Source organism: Kitasatospora sp. NPDC053308 (assembly GCF_055585785.1).
The window spans coordinates 52,979-71,247 of record NZ_JBVJJY010000017.1 but is presented as its reverse complement, the minus strand read 5'-3'; the positions used below and the strand labels follow the sequence as shown (position 1 = coordinate 71,247).

General features: G+C 73.8%; 18 protein-coding genes and 1 riboswitch. Of the genes, 15 read left to right on the top strand and 3 right to left on the bottom strand.

The window, feature by feature from the left end:
* From mltG to ACZ6Y7_RS29715, 9 genes are all read left to right on the top strand, one after another.
* A partial coding sequence (gene mltG / locus ACZ6Y7_RS29755) for an endolytic transglycosylase MltG (RefSeq protein ID WP_465761044.1) occupies window positions 1–1,745 on the top strand: 1,745 nt, incomplete at its 5' end.
* A 34-nt stretch (window positions 1,746–1,779) separates the two neighbouring features.
* Window positions 1,780–2,610: a shikimate dehydrogenase gene (locus tag ACZ6Y7_RS29750; RefSeq protein ID WP_465761043.1), complete on the top strand. Its 831-nt coding sequence runs from the start codon at window positions 1,780–1,782 to the stop codon at window positions 2,608–2,610.
* A 239-nt stretch (window positions 2,611–2,849) separates the two neighbouring features.
* Window positions 2,850–4,034 carry a chorismate synthase gene (aroC, locus tag ACZ6Y7_RS29745; protein ID WP_465761042.1) on the top strand — a complete coding sequence of 395 codons (1,185 nt, stop codon included), beginning with the start codon at window positions 2,850–2,852 and terminating at the stop codon, window positions 4,032–4,034.
* A complete protein-coding gene (locus ACZ6Y7_RS29740) occupies window positions 4,031–4,552 on the top strand; it encodes a shikimate kinase (protein ID WP_465761041.1) in 522 nt (173 codons plus the stop codon). Before aroC ends, ACZ6Y7_RS29740 begins: the two co-directional genes overlap by 4 nt.
* Entirely contained in the window at window positions 4,545–5,636 is a 1,092-nt protein-coding gene (gene aroB / locus ACZ6Y7_RS29735; protein ID WP_402216780.1) for a 3-dehydroquinate synthase, read from the top strand. Before ACZ6Y7_RS29740 ends, aroB begins: the two co-directional genes overlap by 8 nt.
* 8 nt (window positions 5,637–5,644) lie before the next feature.
* Window positions 5,645–6,073 (top strand): type II 3-dehydroquinate dehydratase, encoded by a 429-nt coding sequence (gene aroQ, locus ACZ6Y7_RS29730; protein ID WP_465761112.1) that lies wholly within the window; start codon window positions 5,645–5,647, stop codon window positions 6,071–6,073.
* A 94-nt stretch (window positions 6,074–6,167) separates the two neighbouring features.
* Window positions 6,168–7,076 (top strand): AAA family ATPase, encoded by a 909-nt coding sequence (locus ACZ6Y7_RS29725; protein WP_465761040.1) that lies wholly within the window; start codon window positions 6,168–6,170, stop codon window positions 7,074–7,076.
* Window positions 7,077–7,179: 103 nt separating this feature from the next.
* Window positions 7,180–7,989: an Fpg/Nei family DNA glycosylase gene (locus tag ACZ6Y7_RS29720; RefSeq protein ID WP_465761039.1), complete on the top strand. Its 810-nt coding sequence runs from the start codon at window positions 7,180–7,182 to the stop codon at window positions 7,987–7,989.
* A gap of 72 nt (window positions 7,990–8,061) precedes the next feature.
* Window positions 8,062–10,068, top strand: coding sequence for an AAA family ATPase (locus tag ACZ6Y7_RS29715; RefSeq protein WP_465761038.1), 2,007 nt, complete (start codon window positions 8,062–8,064; stop codon window positions 10,066–10,068).
* Here ACZ6Y7_RS29715 and ACZ6Y7_RS29710 read toward each other — a convergent pair.
* The gene (locus ACZ6Y7_RS29710) at window positions 10,065–11,780 is read right to left on the bottom strand and encodes a hypothetical protein (protein WP_465761037.1); all 1,716 of its coding nucleotides are present in this window, start codon (window positions 11,778–11,780) and stop codon (window positions 10,065–10,067) included. The two genes, ACZ6Y7_RS29715 and ACZ6Y7_RS29710, sit on opposite strands and share 4 nt — an antisense overlap.
* Before the next feature lie 54 nt (window positions 11,781–11,834).
* On the bottom strand, window positions 11,835–12,218 hold the full coding sequence (locus tag ACZ6Y7_RS29705) for an ArsR/SmtB family transcription factor (protein ID WP_465761036.1): 384 nt from the start codon (window positions 12,216–12,218) through the stop codon (window positions 11,835–11,837).
* 82 nt (window positions 12,219–12,300) lie between these two features.
* A riboswitch (cobalamin riboswitch) is annotated at window positions 12,301–12,515 on the top strand.
* A gap of 32 nt (window positions 12,516–12,547) precedes the next feature.
* Between ACZ6Y7_RS29705 and nicT the strand changes: the two genes are divergently transcribed.
* Window positions 12,548–13,663 carry a Nickel transporter NicT gene (gene nicT / locus ACZ6Y7_RS29700; RefSeq protein WP_465761035.1) on the top strand — a complete coding sequence of 372 codons (1,116 nt, stop codon included), beginning with the start codon at window positions 12,548–12,550 and terminating at the stop codon, window positions 13,661–13,663.
* Between the two features lie 71 nt (window positions 13,664–13,734).
* On the opposite strand, the gene rpmG is transcribed toward nicT, so the two are convergent.
* Window positions 13,735–13,899 carry a 50S ribosomal protein L33 gene (rpmG, locus tag ACZ6Y7_RS29695; RefSeq protein WP_465761034.1) on the bottom strand — a complete coding sequence of 55 codons (165 nt, stop codon included), beginning with the start codon at window positions 13,897–13,899 and terminating at the stop codon, window positions 13,735–13,737.
* 144 nt (window positions 13,900–14,043) lie between these two features.
* Between rpmG and ACZ6Y7_RS29690 the strand changes: the two genes are divergently transcribed.
* From ACZ6Y7_RS29690 to ACZ6Y7_RS29670, 5 genes are all read left to right on the top strand, one after another.
* Window positions 14,044–15,150, top strand: coding sequence for a M24 family metallopeptidase (locus ACZ6Y7_RS29690; protein WP_465761033.1), 1,107 nt, complete (start codon window positions 14,044–14,046; stop codon window positions 15,148–15,150).
* Window positions 15,151–15,229: 79 nt separating this feature from the next.
* Window positions 15,230–15,793, top strand: a complete 564-nt coding sequence (gene efp / locus ACZ6Y7_RS29685) for an elongation factor P (RefSeq protein WP_465761032.1) — start codon at window positions 15,230–15,232, stop codon at window positions 15,791–15,793.
* A 4-nt stretch (window positions 15,794–15,797) separates the two neighbouring features.
* The gene (gene nusB, locus ACZ6Y7_RS29680; protein ID WP_049651353.1) at window positions 15,798–16,235 is read left to right on the top strand and encodes a transcription antitermination factor NusB; all 438 of its coding nucleotides are present in this window, start codon (window positions 15,798–15,800) and stop codon (window positions 16,233–16,235) included.
* A gap of 126 nt (window positions 16,236–16,361) precedes the next feature.
* Entirely contained in the window at window positions 16,362–17,189 is an 828-nt protein-coding gene (locus ACZ6Y7_RS29675) for a thioesterase family protein (protein WP_465761031.1), read from the top strand.
* Window positions 17,190–17,345: 156 nt separating this feature from the next.
* Window positions 17,346–18,269, top strand: coding sequence for a hypothetical protein (locus tag ACZ6Y7_RS29670; protein WP_465761030.1), 924 nt, complete (start codon window positions 17,346–17,348; stop codon window positions 18,267–18,269).

Genomic DNA, 18,269 nt, shown 5'->3' with positions numbered 1-18,269 from the left:
AGCAGGGGTACCCGCAGCAGCAGATGCAGCAGGGCTACCCCCAGCAGCAGATGCCGCAGCAGGGCTACCCGCAGCAGGGCCACCCGCAGGGATACCAGCAGCAGGGGTACCCGGGCGGTCAGCAGGGCTTCGTGCCGCAGGGCCAGGCACAGCAGGGGTACCCGCAGCAGCAGATGCAGCAGGGCTACCCCCAGCAGCAGATGCCGCAGCAGGGCTACCCGCAGCAGGGCCACCCGCAGGGATACTCCCAGGGTCAGGCGCAGGGCCAGTCCCAGGGCCAGTCCCAGGGCCAGTCCCAGGGATACCAGCAGCAGGGATTCCCGGGGGCCCAGCAGCAGGGCATGCCGCAGCAGATGCAGCAGGCCGTGCCGCCCCAGCAGCAGACGGCGCCGCAGCAGGCCCCCGCCCAGGCGGCGGACCCCGCGCCCGCTTCGGGGCCCGGGCCGGACGGCATCGACTGGGAGGCCGAGGCCGCCGCGCTGGAGGCCGGTGCCGACCCGGTCGGCGACGCCCGCGAGGGCGGGACGGACGAGTGGGACGGCCGGGAGGACGGCCGGAACGACGACGCCGGTTACGTCGAGGAGCACGCGGAGGCGGGCGGCTTCCTCGGCGAGCAGGACGAGTCCCGAGAGGCGAAGAAGAAGCGCAAGGAGAAGGGCAAGAAGTCGGGCCGCCGCAACGGCGGCGCCTGCCTGCTGGTCGCGCTGGTGCTGCTCGGCGCCGTGGGCGGGGCCGGCTGGTGGGGCTACGGCTTCTACCAGGACCACTTCGGGCCGCCGCCGGACTTCACCGGGGAGGGCACCGGATCCGTCCAGGTCGAGGTGAAGAAGGACGCGGTCGGCGGGCAGATCGGCCTGGCGCTGAAGAACGCCGGTGTGGTGAAGAGCGTCGACGCGTTCACCAAGGCCTGTAACGCCGAGCCCAAGTGCGGCAGCGTCCAGCCCGGTTACTACGTCCTGAAGAAGGAGCTGCCGGCCGCCGCCGCGCTCAAGGACCTGCTCGCCCAGGCGGGCGGCGCGGCGATCGTGATCCCCGAGGGCAAGAACTCCACCGAGATCTACGCCCTGATCGACAGCAAGCTCAAGCTGCAGAAGGGCACCACGGCCGGGGTCGCCCAAGCCCAGATCAACGACCTCGGCCTGCCGGCCTACGCCAACGGCAAGATCGAGGGCTTCCTCTGGCCGACCCGCTACAACATCTCCGAGGGCATGAAGCCCGAGGACCTGCTCAAGCAGATGGTGAAGAACGCCGTCGACAAGTACGCCAACCTGGACTCCCAGGCTGCCTCGGTCGGCCTGAAGTCCGGGTACGAGGTGATCACCGAGGCGAGCATCCTCCAGCGCGAGGGCAACAACGTGGCCGACTTCGCGAAGATGGCCAAGACCATCCAGAACCGGCTGGCAGCCGGCGGCGAGATCAACCACCGGCTCGGCATGGACACCACGCTGCAGTACTCGCTGGGCCGCAAGGAGCTCAACAAGGGCGACATGGACGACGCGTCAAACAAGTACAACACCTACATCAACCCGGGCCTGCCGCCGACGCCGATCTCCAACCCCGGCGACGACGCGCTGAACGCGGTGCTGCACCCGGCGGACGGCAAGTGGCTGTACTTCATCGCGATGTCCCCGACCGAGACCCGGTTCGCCGAGACGAGCAAGGAGCACTACGCCAACGTTAAGGAGTACTGCCAGGCGGCCGGTCAGGGCTTTGACGAGGCCCGTGGCCACTGCACCACCAAGTAGCCCCGGCCGTACAGCAGTTCGTGGAGAGGCAGCGTTGACCAGCAAGCACCGGGCGGCCGTCCTCGGCTCGCCGATCGCCCACTCGCTCTCGCCGGACCTGCACCGGGCCGCCTTCGCGGCGCTCGGGCTGGACGGCTGGCGCTACGACCGCTTCGAGGTCGACGAGGCCGCGCTGCCCGGTTTCGTCGCCGGGCTGGACGAGGCCGAGTGGGCGGGGCTGTCGCTGACCATGCCGTTGAAGCGGGCGATCATCCCGCTGCTGGACGAGGTCAGCGCGACGGCCCGCTCGGTGGACGCGGTGAACACCGTGGTGTTCACCGCCGACGGGCGGCGCACCGGGGACAACACCGACGTCCCCGGCCTGGTCAACGCGCTGCGCGAGCGCGGGATCGCCGAGGTGCCCGGGGCGGCCGTGCTGGGCGCCGGGGCGACCGCCTCCTCGGCGCTGGCCGCGCTGGCCCAGATCTGCACCGGCGAGGTGACGGTCTACGTGCGCAGCGCCGAACGGGCCCGGGAGATGGCCGAGCTGGGCGAGCGGCTGGGCGTGGTGGTGCGCACCGCCGACTGGGAGCGCGGGGCCGAGGCGCTGGCGCAGCCGCTCACCGTCTCCACCACGCCGGTCGGGGCGACGGACGCCTTCGCGGGCGCGCTGCCGGCCGAGCCCGGGGCGCTGTTCGACGTGCTGTACCACCCCTGGCCGACGGCGCTGGCCGCCGCCTGCGCCGAGCGCGGGTCGACCGTCCTCGGCGGACTGGACCTGCTGGTGCACCAGGCGGTGCTGCAGAGCGAGGCCTTCACCGGGCGGGCGCCCGGGCCGCTCGCGGCGATGCGCGAGGCGGGGGAGCAGGCGCTCGCGGGGAGCTGAACCGGGCCGCCCGGGCGGCTTGCGGACCGCCCGGCCCTCCGGTGGCCCGCCGGGTGTCCGCGATGTGGACGCCCGGCCGGCGGGCTCCGGCCTTCCACCGGGCGGATTGCCGTCGGTCGCGTCCGGCACGCGGACTCCGGGCCCCGGGTGCCGCCGGGTCATGAAAGGATTCAGGCAGAAGGCACGCTCGGGCGGGCCGCGGCGGTGCCGTGGGCCGGTCCGCTGATGAAGGAGCTCCGTTGGGTACGTTGCGCTGGCTGACGGCGGGGGAGTCGCACGGCCCCGCACTCGTCGCGACGCTGGAAGGCCTGCCCGCCGGTGTACCGGTCACCACCGCCGTGGTGGCCGACGCGCTGGCGCGCCGCCGGCTCGGTTACGGCCGCGGGGCGCGGATGAAGTTCGAGCAGGACGAGGTGACCTTCCTCGGCGGTGTCCGGCACGGTGTGACCATGGGTAGCCCGGTCGCGATCATGGTCGGCAACACCGAGTGGCCGAAGTGGGAGCAGGTCATGTCGGCCGACCCGGTCGACCCCGAGGTGCTGGCGGGCCTGGCCCGCAACGAGGCGCTCACCCGCCCCCGGCCCGGCCACGCGGACCTGGCCGGCATGCAGAAGTACTCGATCGAGGAGGCCCGGCCGATCCTGGAGCGCGCCAGCGCCCGCGAGACCGCCGCCCGGGTCGCGCTGGGCGCCGTCGCCCGCGCCTACCTCCGCGAGGTCGCCGGGATCGAGATCGTCAGCCACGTGGTCGAGCTGGCCGCCGCCAAGGCGCCGGCCGGTGTGGTGCCGCTGCCCTCGGACGAGGCCCGGCTGGACGCCGACCCGGTGCGCTGCCTGGACGCGGACGCCTCGAAGGCGATGGTCGCCGAGATCGACCAGGCCCACAAGGACGGCGACACCCTGGGCGGCGTCGTCGAGGTGCTGGCGTACGGCGTGCCGGTGGGCCTCGGCTCGCACGTGCACTGGGACCGCCGGCTGGACGCGCGGCTGGCCGCCGCGCTGATGGGCATCCAGGCGATCAAGGGCGTCGAGGTCGGCGACGGCTTCGACCTGGCCCGGGTGCCGGGCTCCAAGGCGCACGACGAGATCGTCCCGACCCCCGAGGGCGTCAAGCGCACCTCCGGCCGCTCCGGCGGCACCGAGGGCGGCCTGTCCACCGGCGAGGTGCTGCGGGTGCGCGCCGCGATGAAGCCGATCGCGACCGTGCCGCGGGCGCTGCAGACCCTGGACGTGCGCACCGGCGAGCCGGCCAAGGCGCACCACCAGCGCTCGGACGTCTGCGCCGTGCCGGCCGCGGGCATCGTCGCCGAGGCGATGGTCGCCCTGGTGCTGGCCGACGCCGTCAACGAGAAGTTCGGCGGCGACAACGTCACCGAGACCCGGCGCAATGTGCAGGGCTACCTCGACCACCTGATCATCCGATGACCGAGCCGGTCGTCGTGCTGGTCGGCCCGCCCGGCAGTGGCAAGTCCACCGTCGGGCGGGCCCTGGCCGAGCGCCTGGGCGTCGGGTTCCGGGACACCGACGCCGACATCGAGGCCACCGCCGGCAAGCCCATCCCGGAGATCTTCATCGACGAGGGCGAGCCGCACTTCCGCGCGCTGGAGGCGGCGGCCGTGCGCGCGGCCGCCACCGGCCACGACGGGGTGCTCGCGCTCGGCGGCGGCGCGGTGATGGCCGGACCCACCCGCGAGCTGCTGCGCGAGCTGCCGGTGGTGTTCCTGGAAGTCCCGTTGGCCGACGCGGTCAAGCGGGTCGGCCTGGACGCCCCCCGCCCGCTGCTGGCCGTCAACCCGCGGGCGCGCTGGCGCGAGCTGATGGAGGCCCGCCGCCCCCTCTACCTGGAGGTGGCCACCGCCGTGGTCGACACCGCCGGGCGCACCCCGGAGCAGGTCGCGGACGCCGTACTGGAAGCACTGGAGCTGAAGACCCCCCATGACTGACACCACCGTCAGGATCCACGTCGGCGGCAGCGCCGGCCACGACCCGTACGACGTGCTGATCGGGCACCAGCTGCTCGGTGAGCTGGCCCCGCTGATCGGCACCCGGGCCAAGCGGGTCGCGATCATCCACCCGGAGGCGCTGGCCGCCACCGCCGACGCCATCCGCGAGGACCTGGCCGGCGAGGGCTACGAGGCGATCGCGCTGCAGGTGCCCAACGCCGAGGACGCCAAGAGCGCCGAGGTCGCCGCGTACTGCTGGTCGGTGCTCGGGCAGACCGGCTTCACCCGCAGCGACGTCGTCGTCGGCCTCGGCGGCGGTGCCACCACCGACCTGGCCGGATTCGTCGCCGCCACCTGGCTGCGCGGGGTGCGCTGGATCTCCATGCCCACCACGCTGCTCGGCATGGTCGACGCGGCCGTCGGCGGCAAGACCGGCATCAACATCGCCGAGGGCAAGAACATGGTCGGCGCCTTCCACCCGCCGGCGGGCGTGCTGGCCGACCTCGGCACCCTGGAGACCGTGCCCAAGCACGACTACGTCTCCGGCCTCGCCGAGGTCATCAAGTGCGGCTTCATCGCCGACCCGGCCATCCTCGACCTGATCGAGGCCGACCCCGAGGGCGCCAAGACCCCGGCCGGTCCGCACACCGTCGAACTGATCCGCCGCGCCATCCAGGTCAAGGCCGACGTGGTCTCCGGGGACCTCAAGGAATCCGGCCAACGCGAGATCCTCAACTACGGCCACACCCTCGGCCACGCCATCGAGCGCAACGAGCGGTACAAGTGGCGGCACGGCGCCGCGATCTCCATCGGCATGGTCTTCGCCGCCGAACTGGGCCGCCTGGCGGGCCGGTTGGACGACGAGACGGCCGACCGGCACCGCACCGTGCTGGCCTCGGTCGGCCTGCCGCTGAGCTACCGGGCGGACGCCTGGCCGAAGTTGCTGGACGCGATGAAGATCGACAAGAAGTCGCGCGGGGACCTGATCCGCTTCATCGTGCTGGACGGCCTCGGCAAGACCTCCGTCCTGGAAGGCCCCGACCCGTCCCTGCTGGTCGCCGCCTACGCGGAGGTCTCGGCGTGACCAGGGTGATGGTGCTCAACGGGCCCAACCTGGGCCGGCTGGGCAGCCGGGAGCCGGACGTCTACGGCGCCACCTCCTACGCCGGGCTGGTGGAGCGCTGCACCGCGCTGGGCGAGGAGTTCGGCTTCGAGGTCGAGGTGCACGAGACCAACTCCGAGCAGCAGATGGTGGAATGGCTGCACGAGGCGGCCGACGGGCAGGTGCCCGTGGTGATCAACCCGGGCGCGTTCACCCACTACTCGTACGCGATGCGGGACGCCGCCGCGCAGCGCACCGCGCCGCTGATCGAGGTGCACATCTCCAACCCGTACGCGCGGGAGGCCTTCCGGCACAACTCGGTGATCGCCGCGGTGGCCTCCGGCACCATCGCCGGTTTCGGGCTCGGCTCGTACGAACTGGCGCTGCGCGCGCTGGCCGAGCAGCTCGCCACGCGCTGACGACCGGTCGGGCCCGGCGCACGGCCCGGCGGCGGACTGGGCCCGCCGCCGGGCCGCCGTGTAGTGTCCCCGCTGAGAAGTGTCGGGAGGTGCCGTGACGCAGTACGCCGGAGGTGGGCAGGTCCCGCCGCGTCCCGCCGCTCCGCCGGTGCCGCCGGCGGGCGGTGCGGGAGCGTCCCCGTCGGGGGCGCCGGTTCCGCCGCCTCCTCCTCCGCCGGTTCGGCCCGCGCCGCCTCCCGCGTCCGCGCCCGGCCCGGCTCGTGGGCCCGCCCCGGCTCCCGCGTCCGCTCCCGTGCCCGCCGCCGGACCCGCGCCGGCTCCGGCCGCGGTCCAGGCGCCCGCCCCGGTGGCCGGCGCGCCGGTGCCCGCGGGCGGCACCGGGCACTTCGTGCTGCCGTCCGGGATGCCCGTCCAACTGCCCGCCCACCCGCAGCAGCACGCGCCCACCGGGCCGATCGCCGTCCTGCTGATCGGCCCGGCCGGGGCCGGCAAGACCACCGTCGCCCGCTACTGGGCCGAGCGGCGGCCCACCCCGACCGCGCACATCAGCCTGGACGACGTCCGGGAATGGGTGCAGTCCGGCTTCGCCAACCCGCAGTCCGGCTGGAACAACGCCTCCGAGGCGCAGTACCGGCTGGCCCGCCGCACCTGCGGCTTCGCCTGCCGCAACTACCTGGCCAACGGCATCTCCTGCATCATCGACGACGCCGTCTTCCCGGACCGCCCGGCGATCGGCCTCGGCGGCTGGAAGCGGCACATCGGCCCCGGGATGATCCCGGTCGTGCTGCTGCCCAGCCTGGACTCGGTGCTGCGCCGCAACGCCCGGCGCAGCGGCAACCGGCGCCTCGGGGACGAGGAGGTGGCGCGGATCCACGGGCGGATGGCCGGCTGGTACAACTCCGGGCTGCCGATCATCGACAACTCCTCCCTGGACGTGGCCGGGACGGCCGCCGAGCTGGACCGGGTGATCCTGGCCCGGCTGATGGGCATGCCCGTCCGCTGACCGGTCGGGCCCAGGGCGGTGTCGGCGCGGGCTGCGATGATGGAGGTGTCCTCGGGCCCCTGCGGCGGCCCGTCCAGTCGAACCACCGGGGGAGCTGACGCCCGTGCCGGAAGGCCACATCATCCACCGCCTCGCCGTCGAGCACCGGAAGGCCTTCGGCGGCCGTCCGGTCCGGGTGTCCAGCCCGCAGGGCCGGTTCGCCGACGAGGCCAAGGTGATCGACGGGCAGCTGCTCACCGGCGCCGAGGCGACCGGCAAGCACCTCTTCCTGGGCTTCGAGGAGGGCGCCTGGGTGCACGTCCACCTCGGCCTCTACGGCGCCTTCACGTTCGGCACCGGGCCGGCGCCCGAGCCGGTCGGGCTGGTCCGACTGCGGCTGGAGGGCGAGGACGGCTACGCCGACCTGCGCGGTCCCAACACCTGCGCGCTCGTCACCGACGCCCAGAAGGCCGCCGTCGCGGCCCGGCTCGGCCCCGACCCGCTGCGCGCGGACGCGGACCCGGAGGCCGCCTGGCGCCGGATCGCGGGCAGCCGCAGCACCGTCGCCGCGCTGCTGATGGACCAGAAGGTGCTGGCCGGGGTCGGCAACGTCTACCGGGCCGAGGTGCTGTTCCGCCACGGCATCGCCCCGCACCGGGCCGGGCGCGACCTCACCCGGAAGGAATGGGACGCGATCTGGTCCGACCTGGTCGCGCTGATGCACGAGGGCGTCGCGGCCGGCCGGATCGACACCGTCCGTCCCGAGCACACCCCCGAGGCGATGGGCCGTCCGCCCCGGGTCGACGACCACGGCGGTGAGGTGTACGTGTACCGGCGGGCGGCCATGCCCTGCCTGGTCTGCGGCACGGACGTCCGGACGGAGGAGCACGCCGCGCGCAACCTCTTCTGGTGCCCGACCTGCCAGGCGGCCTGAGGCGCGGATTCCGTCCGCCGGGCCGGTCCGCAGCCCGTAGGCTGGGGCCGACCGGCCGGAGGGAGCAGGCTGATGGATCGGCGGGACGTGGCCAACACCGTGTCAGGCACCACGGTGGGCGGCCACCTGGTGCAGGCGCAGCACATCGGCTCGGTGCACTTCCACCAGCCCGAGAGGCCGCCGAGACCGCATCAGATCCGGCGCCCGCACGGCCCGTTCGTCAACCGCGAGCCGGAACTCGCCGCGTTGACCGCCGCCCTGGGCCGGGTCGAGGCGGGTGAGCTCGGTGTGGTGGTGTTCACCGGCCTCGGCGGGGTCGGGAAGACCGAGCTGATCGCCCGGTTCACCGAGGAGCACCGGGCGCGCTTCCCGGACGGGGACCTCTACGCGGACCTCCGGGCCTACCGGCACCAGGGCGGGGTGGACCTGCCGGAGCTGCTGGCGGGCTTCCTGCGCGCCCTGGGCACCGAGCCGCCGGCCGTGGAGGCCGAGCGGTTCACCAGGTTCCGTACGGTCACCGCCGGGCGCCGGTGCCTGTTCTTCCTGGACAACGTCGAGCACGCCGCCGAGGTCCGGGCGCTGCTCCCCTCCGGGGGACTGGTGGTGGTCGCGAGTCGGCGGAGGCTGCCCGCCCTGCGGATGGACGGCGCCGAGGTGCGGCAGCTCGGGCCACTGAACCCGGAGTCCGGCGCCGAGCTGGTGCGGACCTGGCCGGGCTCCGAGCGCGGCACCGCGGAGGAGCTCTCGGCACTGGTCGAGCTGTGCGGCGGTCTGCCGCTCGCGCTGAGCGTGGTGGGCAGTCGGCTGCTGGACCACGAGAACCTGCCGATCGGCGAGGTGGTGGCCGAACTCCACGACCGGGAGGGACGGTTGGCCGTGCTGAACGATGCGGACGGTGACCTCGGCCCCAGCTACGACGCGGTGTACGAGCGGCTGCCGGCCCCGGGCAAGGCGCTCTACCACCTGATCGGCGTGCACCCCGGCCCGTTCCTGTCGGTCGGACTCGCGCAGGCGGCGGGCATCGACCGGGCCGCGCGGGTGCTGGCGGAGCTCCGCGCCACCCACCTGGTGGACGAGGTGGTGGACGACGACGCCTCCGAGAAGCGCTTCCGCGCCCACGACGTGGTGCGGCTGCACGCCTACGGCCGGGTCCGGGAACGGCCGGACCGGGTCGAACTGCTCGCCCGGGTGGTGGCGTACTTCCGGGGCCGGGCCTCGGTGGCGGACCGGGCGATGGGGCCCCGGCTGCGCTTGCAGGACCCGAGTGGCGACGGGCTGCCGGGATTCCCGTCCGGCGCGGCCGCGTTGGAGTGGCTGCACGCCGAACGGGCCAACCTGCGCGCCGTGGTGGAGGCGGCGGCCGAGCAGGGCTGGCACGGCGAGGTGTGGCGGCTGTGCGAGTCGCTCTGGCCGCTGTACCACGGTCGCAAGCTCTACCAGGACTGGATCGCCACCCACCGGCTCGGCGTCGAGTCGGCGCACTGGGACAACCAGCCGGACGCCGTGGTGCGGATGCGCAACCAGCTGGCCCGCGCGCACTACGAGCGAGAGGAGTACCCGCTCGCCGCCGAGCAGTTGGCGCTGGCGGCGGAGCAGCTGCCGCTGGTGACCAGGCGTCAGGTGGCGGGTGTGCTGCACGAGACGGACGGCCTGCTCTGTCTGGCCGACGGCCGTCCCGGCCGGGCGGTGGAGCGGTTCGCGCTGGCCCTGGAGGATAACAGGGGCGACCCGCACGGCGAGATCGTGCAGAGCTACAACATGGCGCAGGCACTGATCGCCGACGGCCGCCCCGACGAGGCGCTGACCGTGCTGGCCGGGGCCGCCGCGCAGGCCGGGGCCACCGGGGACGAGGACATGCTGATGAAGCTGCCGCTGGTGACCGCCCGGGCCCACCGGGCCCTGGGGCAGCTCCTTCCCGCGGTCGCGCAGGCCGAGGACTGCGTCCGGAGGGCGAAGGCACGGAGCCAGCCCGCCAAGGAGGCCCAGGCGCACACCCTGCTGGTCTCCCTCGCCGGGGAGCTGGACGACCCGGAGTTGGCCGAGCGCAGCCGGGCCCGGCTGCGGGAGCTGGCCGGCTAGCCGGTCGTCCGGGCCCGACCAGCCGCCGTCCGCGGAGCGGCGGTGAAGGACACCCGGGTGCGGTGCCGGCCGGTGCGGACGGTGAGGCCGTGCTCGGGCAGGCCGGCCGGGTCGCCGCCGTCGGCGAGCCAGCAGGCGACGGCGGAGCCGAGCAGCAGCGGGTCGAGGCTGGGGTCGGGGCGCCCGAAGTCCCGTTCGGCGCGGGCTTCGAGCAGCAGCCCGCCGTGCAGCCGGAGAAGGTGCAGGGCGGGGCCGAGGGCGGCCACCGCGACGGCGAGGCCCGGCAGTTCGAGGGCGGTGTCGGCGAGCCAGTCGACGGCGGGGTGTTCGGCGTGCGGCTCGGTGCGGGCGAGGACTTCGGCGGTGTACCGCAGGGTGTCGTCGGGGTGGTCGTCGGTGAGGGCGTGGAAGCCGCGCGGGCTGTGGCCGTGGAGGGGGACGGGGTAGCGGCGCAGGCTGACCTCGGTGCCGTCGCTCTGGCCCTCGACGTCGTACGCGGTGGGCCCGTCGCTGTCCCCGGGGTCGGGCGCGGGCTTCGGGTAGGGCGGCAGGGCGGGTTCGTGGGCGGGTTCGTCGAGGCCGTCGAGGAAGGAGTAGAGCAACGGGCGCAGCAGCCGCGCGGATTCGCCGCGGTGGGCGAGCGAGCGGTGGGTGACGTCGGTCAGGTCGGCCTGGTCGGACGGGCCCCGGGTGAGGGCGTGTTCGAGCTGGGCGGCGAGGTCGCCGCCGGGGTCGAGCACGGGCGCGCTCTGGCCGAAGGCGTAGCCGGGGGACCCGGGGTCGAGTTCGGCGGCGCCGGTGGCGACGATCATCGTGGGGCGCTCCAGCGCGGCGCCGTAGACGGAGACCGAGCCGTGGTCGCCGATCATGACGTCGGCGGCGACGAGCGCGGCCTGCCAGCCCCGGTGGGGCGGGATGAGTCGCAGGCCCATCCGTCGGGCGTCGTCGAGCAGGGCCGCCGGGTCGTGCCGGCTCCAGATGTTGGGGTGCAGCACGACGGCCACGGTGTACTCGTCGGCGGGCAGCCGGCGGACCAGTCGCTGCGGCAGGTCGGGGTGGCGGCCGAATAACGAGTGCTCGCTCCAGGTGGAGTCGACGACGACGAGCCGTCGGCCGTCGACGGCGCCGAGCGCGGCGCGGTAGGCGTCGCGGGAGCGCCGGCTGCGCAGCATCCGGTCGAAGCAGGGGTCGCCGACCACCCGGGCGACGTCCAGGGCCTCGGGGCAGGAGACCCGCAGGCGGTCCAGCTGCTCGGGGTGGGAGAGGCCGAGGACGTCGACGAAGACCCGTCCCTGGTGGGTGAGTTCGTTGCGGGAGAGGCCGGCGGCGCTGACCGTGTCGCCGGTGGACTCGGTGACCAGCCGGTTGTAGCCGGCGCCGTGCGGGAGGACGACGAGCCGGGCGTCCAGGCGGTGCATGGAGGAGTGGACGGCGCAGGCGACGGCCAGGTCGAAGCGGTGCCGGACGGCGTCCTCCCAGTCCAGCAGGGTGAAGCCGGGCAGTCCGCGCAGGTAGTCGTCCAGGGCGCGGTCGGCGAAGGCGGAGCCGGGGTTGACGGTGAAGTAGCGGGCGATGCCGTCGGGGTTCAGCAGGGCGAGGACGTCCAGGACCCGGGTGGCGGAGGTGAGGGTGCGGGCCACCGCCAGCACGCGGGCCTTGACCGGTCGGGTGTTCCAGCGGTCGGCGGGCCAGGCGTGGGGGTGGGACGGCACGCCATGATCGTACTCATCCGGGTACCGGCCCGCGGGCTGTTCGCCGAGTGTCGGTCAGCCCGCCGCGGCGGTGGGCTCGTGGTGCTCGGAGGCGGCGCACTCGTCGAGGAGGGGGCGCATGTCCTCGTCCACGAGCCGGTAGCGCACCACACGTCCGTCCTTGTCGCCGGTGACCACGCCCGCCGTGCGGAGCAGCCGCAGGGCCTGGGAGACGGCGGGGTCGCGCATGCCGGTGGCGACCGCGAGATCGGTGACGGCGAGCGGTCCGGCCCGGTGGAGGGCGAGCAGCAGGGCGAGCCGACCAGGGTCGGCGAGCAGGGAGAACCGCTCGGCCCAGGACCGGACGTGCGCGGTGTCGCCGATCGCGGCGATGGCCTCGCAGACCCGGTGCCCGTCGATGGTGCGGTGGCCCGCGCGGTCGGCCGGTACGAGATGCATGCGGACATTCTTGCAGGCGGGCGGCTGTGATCCTGAACACCTGCGCAGGTGCGCAGCCTTGCATGGGTCGGGACGGGACCCCTACGGTGTAGCCCGCCGTGGTGCTCGGGAAGACCGGTGACGGACCCTCAGGGTCCGGAGTCCGGAGCGGCCCTCGCCACTGTGATCGGGTCATTCCGCCGGCTTCCGGGGGAGTGGAGTCCGTACCCACGACGCCACTGGGCGCCTCGCGCGCTCGGGAAGGCGGGTACGGGTGTTCCCGTAAGCCAGGAGACCGGCCACGGCACTTCACGAACTGATTCCACGAGGTGCTGGAGCGTGATCCGCAGATGACCCTGCCCGAAACCGCCGCTGCCGACGCGAAGGCGGCGCCCGCGGTGCTGCCCGGCTTCAGATGGAAGCGCGAGGACACCGTCCGCACGGCCGGGCTGATGGGGGTGATCCTGGCCATGCACGTGGTGGCCTTCGGGACCCTCGTCTTCCTGGTGGCACCCGAACGGTACGCGGTGGGCACCCAGGTCTTCGGGGTGGGCCTGGGCATCACCGCGTACACCCTCGGCATGCGGCACGCCTTCGACGCCGACCACATCGCGGTGATCGACAACACCACCCGCAAGCTGATGGCGGACGGGAAGCGGCCGGTGTCGGTGGGCTTCTGGTTCGCCCTCGGGCACTCCTCGATGGTCGTCCTCATGGCGGCCCTGGTGGCGGGCGGCGCGCAGCTGGCGAACACGCTGATGGACGACGAGTCGACCACCCACAAGTGGCTCGGGGCGGTGGGCACGACCACCTCCGGCGTCTTCCTCTACCTGATCGGCGCGCTCAACCTGGCGGCGCTGCTCGGCATCGTCAAGGTGTTCCGGGCGATGCGGGCCGGGCAGTACGACGAGGCGGAGCTGGAGGCGCACCTCGACTCGCGGGGCTTCATGGCCCGGGTGCTGAACCGGGCGACCCGCTCGATCACCCGGCCCGGGCAGATGTTCCCGGTCGGCATGGTGCTGGGCCTGGGCTTCGACACCGCGACCGAGGTCACCCTGATGGTGATGGCCGGCTCGGGGGCGGCCTCCGGACTGCCCTGGTACGCGATCGTCTGCCTGCCGCTGCTCTTCGCGGCCGGGATGAGCCTGTTCGACACGCTGGACGGGACGTTCATGAACTTCGCGTACCAGTGGGCGTTCTCCAACCCGGTGCGGAAGGTGTACTACAACCTGACCATCACGGGGTTGTCGATCGCGGTGGCGTTCATCATCGGCACGATCGAGCTGGTCGGGGTGCTGCACGAGAAGTTCGACCTGACCGACCCGGTGACCGGCTGGATCGCGGACATCTCGCTGGACAACGTCGGCTACGCCATCGCCGGGCTGTTCGTGGTGGTCTGGGCGGTCGCGATCGGGTACTGGAAGCTCGCCCGGGTCGAGAACCGCTGGGCGCCCCGGGAGCCGTGAGCCGCCCGGACGGCCGCGCCGAACGGCGCCCCCCCACCCGGGGAGGCGCCGTTCGGCGTTCTCGGTGCCGCTCAGCGCTCCTCGCGGAAGGCGACGTGCCGGGCCGCGACCGGGTCGTACTTGCGCAGGACCATCCGGTCCGGGTCGTTGCGGCGGTTCTTGCGGGTCACGTACGTGAAGCCGGTGCCGGCGGTGGAGCGGAGCTCGACGACGGGACGCAGTTCGCTGCGGGCCACGGGGTCCTCCTCGGTCCGGGGTGCCGGTTCGGGACCGCACCCGACATGGAAGTCATGTTCGTCTTGCCCAACACGAGCCCGGACCCGCCCATTCCCGGGGGTGCTCGGCGGGCGGTTCGGCCCGGGGGTTCGTAGGCTCGACGCATGGCGGATGCGTACGCGGGGCGGCGGGAGCGGGTGAGGGAGCACTGCAGTGCGGCCGGGGCCGATGCGGCGCTGATCACCCGGGCGGCGAACGTGCGGTATCTGACGGGCTGCGCGCCCTGCGGGGCGACGTTGCTGCTGACCAGGGAGCGCGCCCTGCTCGCGCTGCCGGACGACCTGCCGCCGGACGACTCCGGGGAGCACCTGATCGCCCCGGACGTCACCCAGCTGCCGGTGGCCGGCGGGGCGGACACCGCGCTGGCCGCCGCGGCCGCCGCGGCGACCTTCGGGGTGGCGGGCCTGGCGGTGGAGGAGCACGACCTGACCGTGAGCCGGCACCGGGCGGTGGCCGGTCTGGCCGGGAAGGCCCGGCTGGCCGACCTGGGCCAGGTGGTCGAGCGGTTGCGGGTGGTCAAGGACGAGCACGAGATCGCCGACCTGCGGATCGCCGCGGAGATCGCCGACCAGGCGCTCGGCGAGCTGCTGGAGTCGATCCTGGTCGGCCGCACCGAGCGCCACCTGGCGATGGAGCTGGAGCGCCGGATGATCGACCACGGCGCCGACCGGGCGGCCTTCCCGGTCTCGGTCGGCACCGGCAGCCACTCCGGGCAGGCCGCCCACCAGCCGACCGACCGCCGGGTGGAGGAGGGCGACTTCCTGACCGTCGTGATGGGCGCGCAGTACCGCGGCTACGGCGTCTCCACCGCCCGCACCTTCGTGATCGGAGCGGCGCCGGCGCCCTGGCAGGTGGAGCTGCACCGGCTCGTGTTCCGCGCCCAGCGGGCCGGGCGGGAGGCGCTCGGACCGGGTGTGGAGCAGTGCGTGCCCGACCGGGCCGCCCGGCAGGTCCTGGAGGCGGCGGGCCACACCGAGGCCTCCCCGCACCCGGTGGGCCACGGCATCGGACTGGAGATCAGGGAGGCGCCGCGCCTCGGCCCGTCGGACATGGGTAAACTGGACAGCCGCGTGCCGGTCACCGTCGGCCCAGGGGTCCACCTCCCGGGCAAGGGCGGGGTCCGGATCGAGGACACGCTCGTCGTGCGCCCCCTCGAGGAGGGCGGGCCCGAGCTGCTCACCATCACCACCAAGGAGCTCCTCGCCCTGTGACGGCGGCCCCGTGGGCCGTCGGCGGCAGGACGCGAATCCCTTGGTTCCTTGACAGCTATATCCAGGAGTAAGTGCGCCCGTGGCTTCCACGAACGATCTCAAGAACGGCATGGTCCTCAAGCTGGAGGGCGGCAAGCTCTGGTCCGTCGTCGAGTTCCAGCACGTCAAGCCCGGCAAGGGCCCGGCCTTCGTGCGGACGAAGCTCAAGGAGGTCCTGACGGGCAAGGTCGTCGACAAGACCTTCAACGCCGGCACCAAGGTCGAGACCGCCAACGTCGACAAGCGCGGCATGCAGTTCTCGTACAAGGACGGCGAGAACTTCGTGTTCATGGACATGGACACCTACGACCAGATCACCGTCGAGCCGTCCGTCGTGGGCGACGCCGCCAAGTACCTGCTGGAGGGCTTCGAGGCCCTGGTCGCCACGAACGAGGGCGCCGTCCTCTACATCGAGCTCCCGGCCGCCGTCGAGCTGACCATCTCCCACACCGAGCCGGGCGTCCAGGGCGACCGCTCCACCGGTGGCACCAAGCCGGCCACCCTGGAGACCGGTGCCGAGATCCAGGTCCCGCTCTTCGTCGTCACCGGCGAGAAGATCAAGGTCGACACCCGCGACGGCAGCTACCTCGGCCGGGTGAAGTAAGTCCGTGTCGGCCGCACGCAGCAAGGCCCGCACCCGGGCCTTCCAGATCCTCTTCGAGGCCGACCACCGCGGGGTCGACCCGCAGCAGGTCCTCGCCGACTGGGTGGCCCGCGCCCGCGAGCCCAAGCCCGACGAGGGCACCCCGCAGGTGGGCGAGTACACCATGGAGCTCATCGAGGGCTACGTACAGCACGCCCGCCGCATCGATGACCTCATCGAGCAGTACGCGGTGGGCTGGACGCTCGACCGGATGCCGATCGTGGACCGCAACGTCCTGCGGCTCGGCGCGTACGAGCTGATCTGGGAGGACGGCGTCCCGGACGCGGTCGTCCTGGACGAGGCGGTCGAGATCGCCAAGGAGTTCTCCACGGACGACTCCCCGGCCTTCGTCAACGGCCTGCTCGCCCGCTTCCTGGAGCTGAAGCCGAGCATCCGCCGGTAACCCGCGGTGCCCGCCGGACGGCCGCCGGATCCGAGTCATCTCGGGTCCGGCGGCCGTTCCGCGTTTCGCCCCGGAGGCGTAGGGTGGGGCCCTACTCGTCAGTAACTTGAAGGGCAGGCCACCCCCATGACCACCGCGACGCGCAGCGAGTTCGACCGGGGCATCGCCCTGAGCAGACACCCCGAGGAGCCCGGCCGCTACGAGGCCGAACTCGGCGACGGCTGGCAGATCGGCGGCGGGGTCAACGGCGGCCTGCTGCTCGCCGTGGCCGGACACGCGCTGTCGCTGGAGCACGGCACCCACCCGGACCCGGTGTCGATCAGCGGTTACTACCTGTCCGCCTCCACCCCCGGCCCGGCCACCGTCCGCACCGAGGTGCTGCGCACCGGCCGCGGCCTCTCCACCGGCACCGCCTCGCTCAGCCAGGACGGCGTCGAGCGGCTGCGCGTGGTGGCCAGCCACGGAGACCTCTCCGGCGACGACGGCGAGGTGCGCACCAGCGCGCAGCCGCCGCAGCTGCCGCCGCCGGACCAGTGCATCGGCGTGGAGCACGCGCCCAAGGAGCTGATCGCCCAGGCCGCCCTGCTGGAGCGCTTCGACCTGCGGCTGGACCCGGCCACCGTCGGCTGGGCGCTCGGGCAGCCCTCCGGCCGCGGGCGGATCCAGGGCTGGTTCCGGCTGGCCGACGGCCGCGAGCCCGACCCGCTGCTGCTCCTGCTGGTCGCCGACGCCCTGCCGCCGGTCACCTTCGACCTCGGCATGCCGGGCTGGGCGCCGACCATCGAGCTGACCGTCCACCTGCGGGCCAAGCCGGCCCCGGGCTGGCTGCGCGTCACCCACGCGACCCGCAACCTGGCCGGCGGGTACTTCGAGGAGGACGCCGAGATCTGGGACGAGTCCGGCCGCCTGGTCGCGCAGTCCCGTCAGCTGGCCCGGGTGCCGCGCCAGGCCTGAGCGCGGGCCGCGGCGCCAGTGCTATTACCGGTGGTTACATTCCTGTGACACGCCGTACGTGTGCGGCGCGCGGGTGATGGGGAGGAAGGCGGTCAGCGGCGAGCCCGCCGCCGACCGTCACCGCCGACGGTCGCCCGCCGAAGCCAGGAGCCTCCGATGAACAGCCGCCGCGGCCGCCGTAACTCCGACTGTTCCGCCGGCGGCCCGCGGCCCGCGGTACGGGCTCCGCACCGGCCGCGTCCGGCCGAGGGGGCCGAGGGCGCCGACCGGGCGTTCGTCATCGGGGTGCTGACCAGCGCCGCGGACTTCGCGCGGGCCCGCGCCTGGGGGATCACCGACGCCCCCGACTTCGAGCGCTACCTGGCCGGCACCGCCGAGCTGCTGGCCGACGCGCTGGAACGCTTCGAGACCGTCCGGGCGCGGATGTTCCACCCGCAGGACTTCGAGGAGTTCTGCCTGCTCAACGCGCTGGACCCGGCCGAGCCCACCGCCCGTGACCGCTACCTGGTCAACCCGTCGCTGCACACCCAGCTGCTCGCCTACCAGGGCGAGGAGCTGGCCGGGGACTTCGTGCCGCGCCTGGTCCGGGCGCGGGAGAACGGGTTGACGCTCTGCCACGTCGACCTGCTGCTCGACGGCGGCCTGTACGGGGGCGCGGGCGAGCCGGACGAGGAGCACGGCCGCTGGGTGCGCGCCGCCTACCAGCGCGGGGCCGAGGTGTTCCGCCGGATGCTGGTCGGTGCGGGCGCCGGTGTGTACGAGCTGCGCCTGCGGGTCGACGCCCCCGGCGGGCAGCTGGCGGCGGCGGCGCGGGTCCTGCAGTGGGAGGACGGCGTGGTGCGGATCAACGACGAGGACCTGGAGCTGCTCTGCGCGGTGCTGTGCGCCGGGCTGGCCCTGGAGCTGCCGGGGGTGGCGGTGCTGCACGGTTCGCAGGGCTCGGCCGCCTCCTGCGGGGAGTACCTGCCGGCCTCCTGGGCCTGGTCGACCGGCGGGCAGGACTGGGCGCCGGCGGACCGGCCGGTCCGGCTGGACGGGGTGGCGGCGCAGCCCGGCTACAGCCTGGGTACGGTCTGCTGA

Bases quoted from the DNA above. Each gene is read 5' to 3' on its own strand.
- ACZ6Y7_RS29690 (WP_465761033.1), top strand. From the start codon at position 14,044: ATGGCGGATGCGTACGCGGGGCGGCGGGAGCGGGTGAGGGAGCACTGC.
- nicT (WP_465761035.1), top strand. From the start codon at position 12,548: ATGACCCTGCCCGAAACCGCCGCTGCCGACGCGAAGGCGGCGCCCGCG.
- aroB (WP_402216780.1), top strand. From the start codon at position 4,545: ATGACTGACACCACCGTCAGGATCCACGTCGGCGGCAGCGCCGGCCAC.
- ACZ6Y7_RS29675 (WP_465761031.1), top strand. From the start codon at position 16,362: ATGACCACCGCGACGCGCAGCGAGTTCGACCGGGGCATCGCCCTGAGC.
- ACZ6Y7_RS29670 (WP_465761030.1), top strand. From the start codon at position 17,346: ATGAACAGCCGCCGCGGCCGCCGTAACTCCGACTGTTCCGCCGGCGGC.
- ACZ6Y7_RS29715 (WP_465761038.1), top strand. From the start codon at position 8,062: ATGGATCGGCGGGACGTGGCCAACACCGTGTCAGGCACCACGGTGGGC.
- ACZ6Y7_RS29740 (WP_465761041.1), top strand. From the start codon at position 4,031: ATGACCGAGCCGGTCGTCGTGCTGGTCGGCCCGCCCGGCAGTGGCAAG.
- aroQ (WP_465761112.1), top strand. From the start codon at position 5,645: ATGGTGCTCAACGGGCCCAACCTGGGCCGGCTGGGCAGCCGGGAGCCG.
- ACZ6Y7_RS29705 (WP_465761036.1), bottom strand. From the start codon at position 12,218: ATGCATCTCGTACCGGCCGACCGCGCGGGCCACCGCACCATCGACGGG.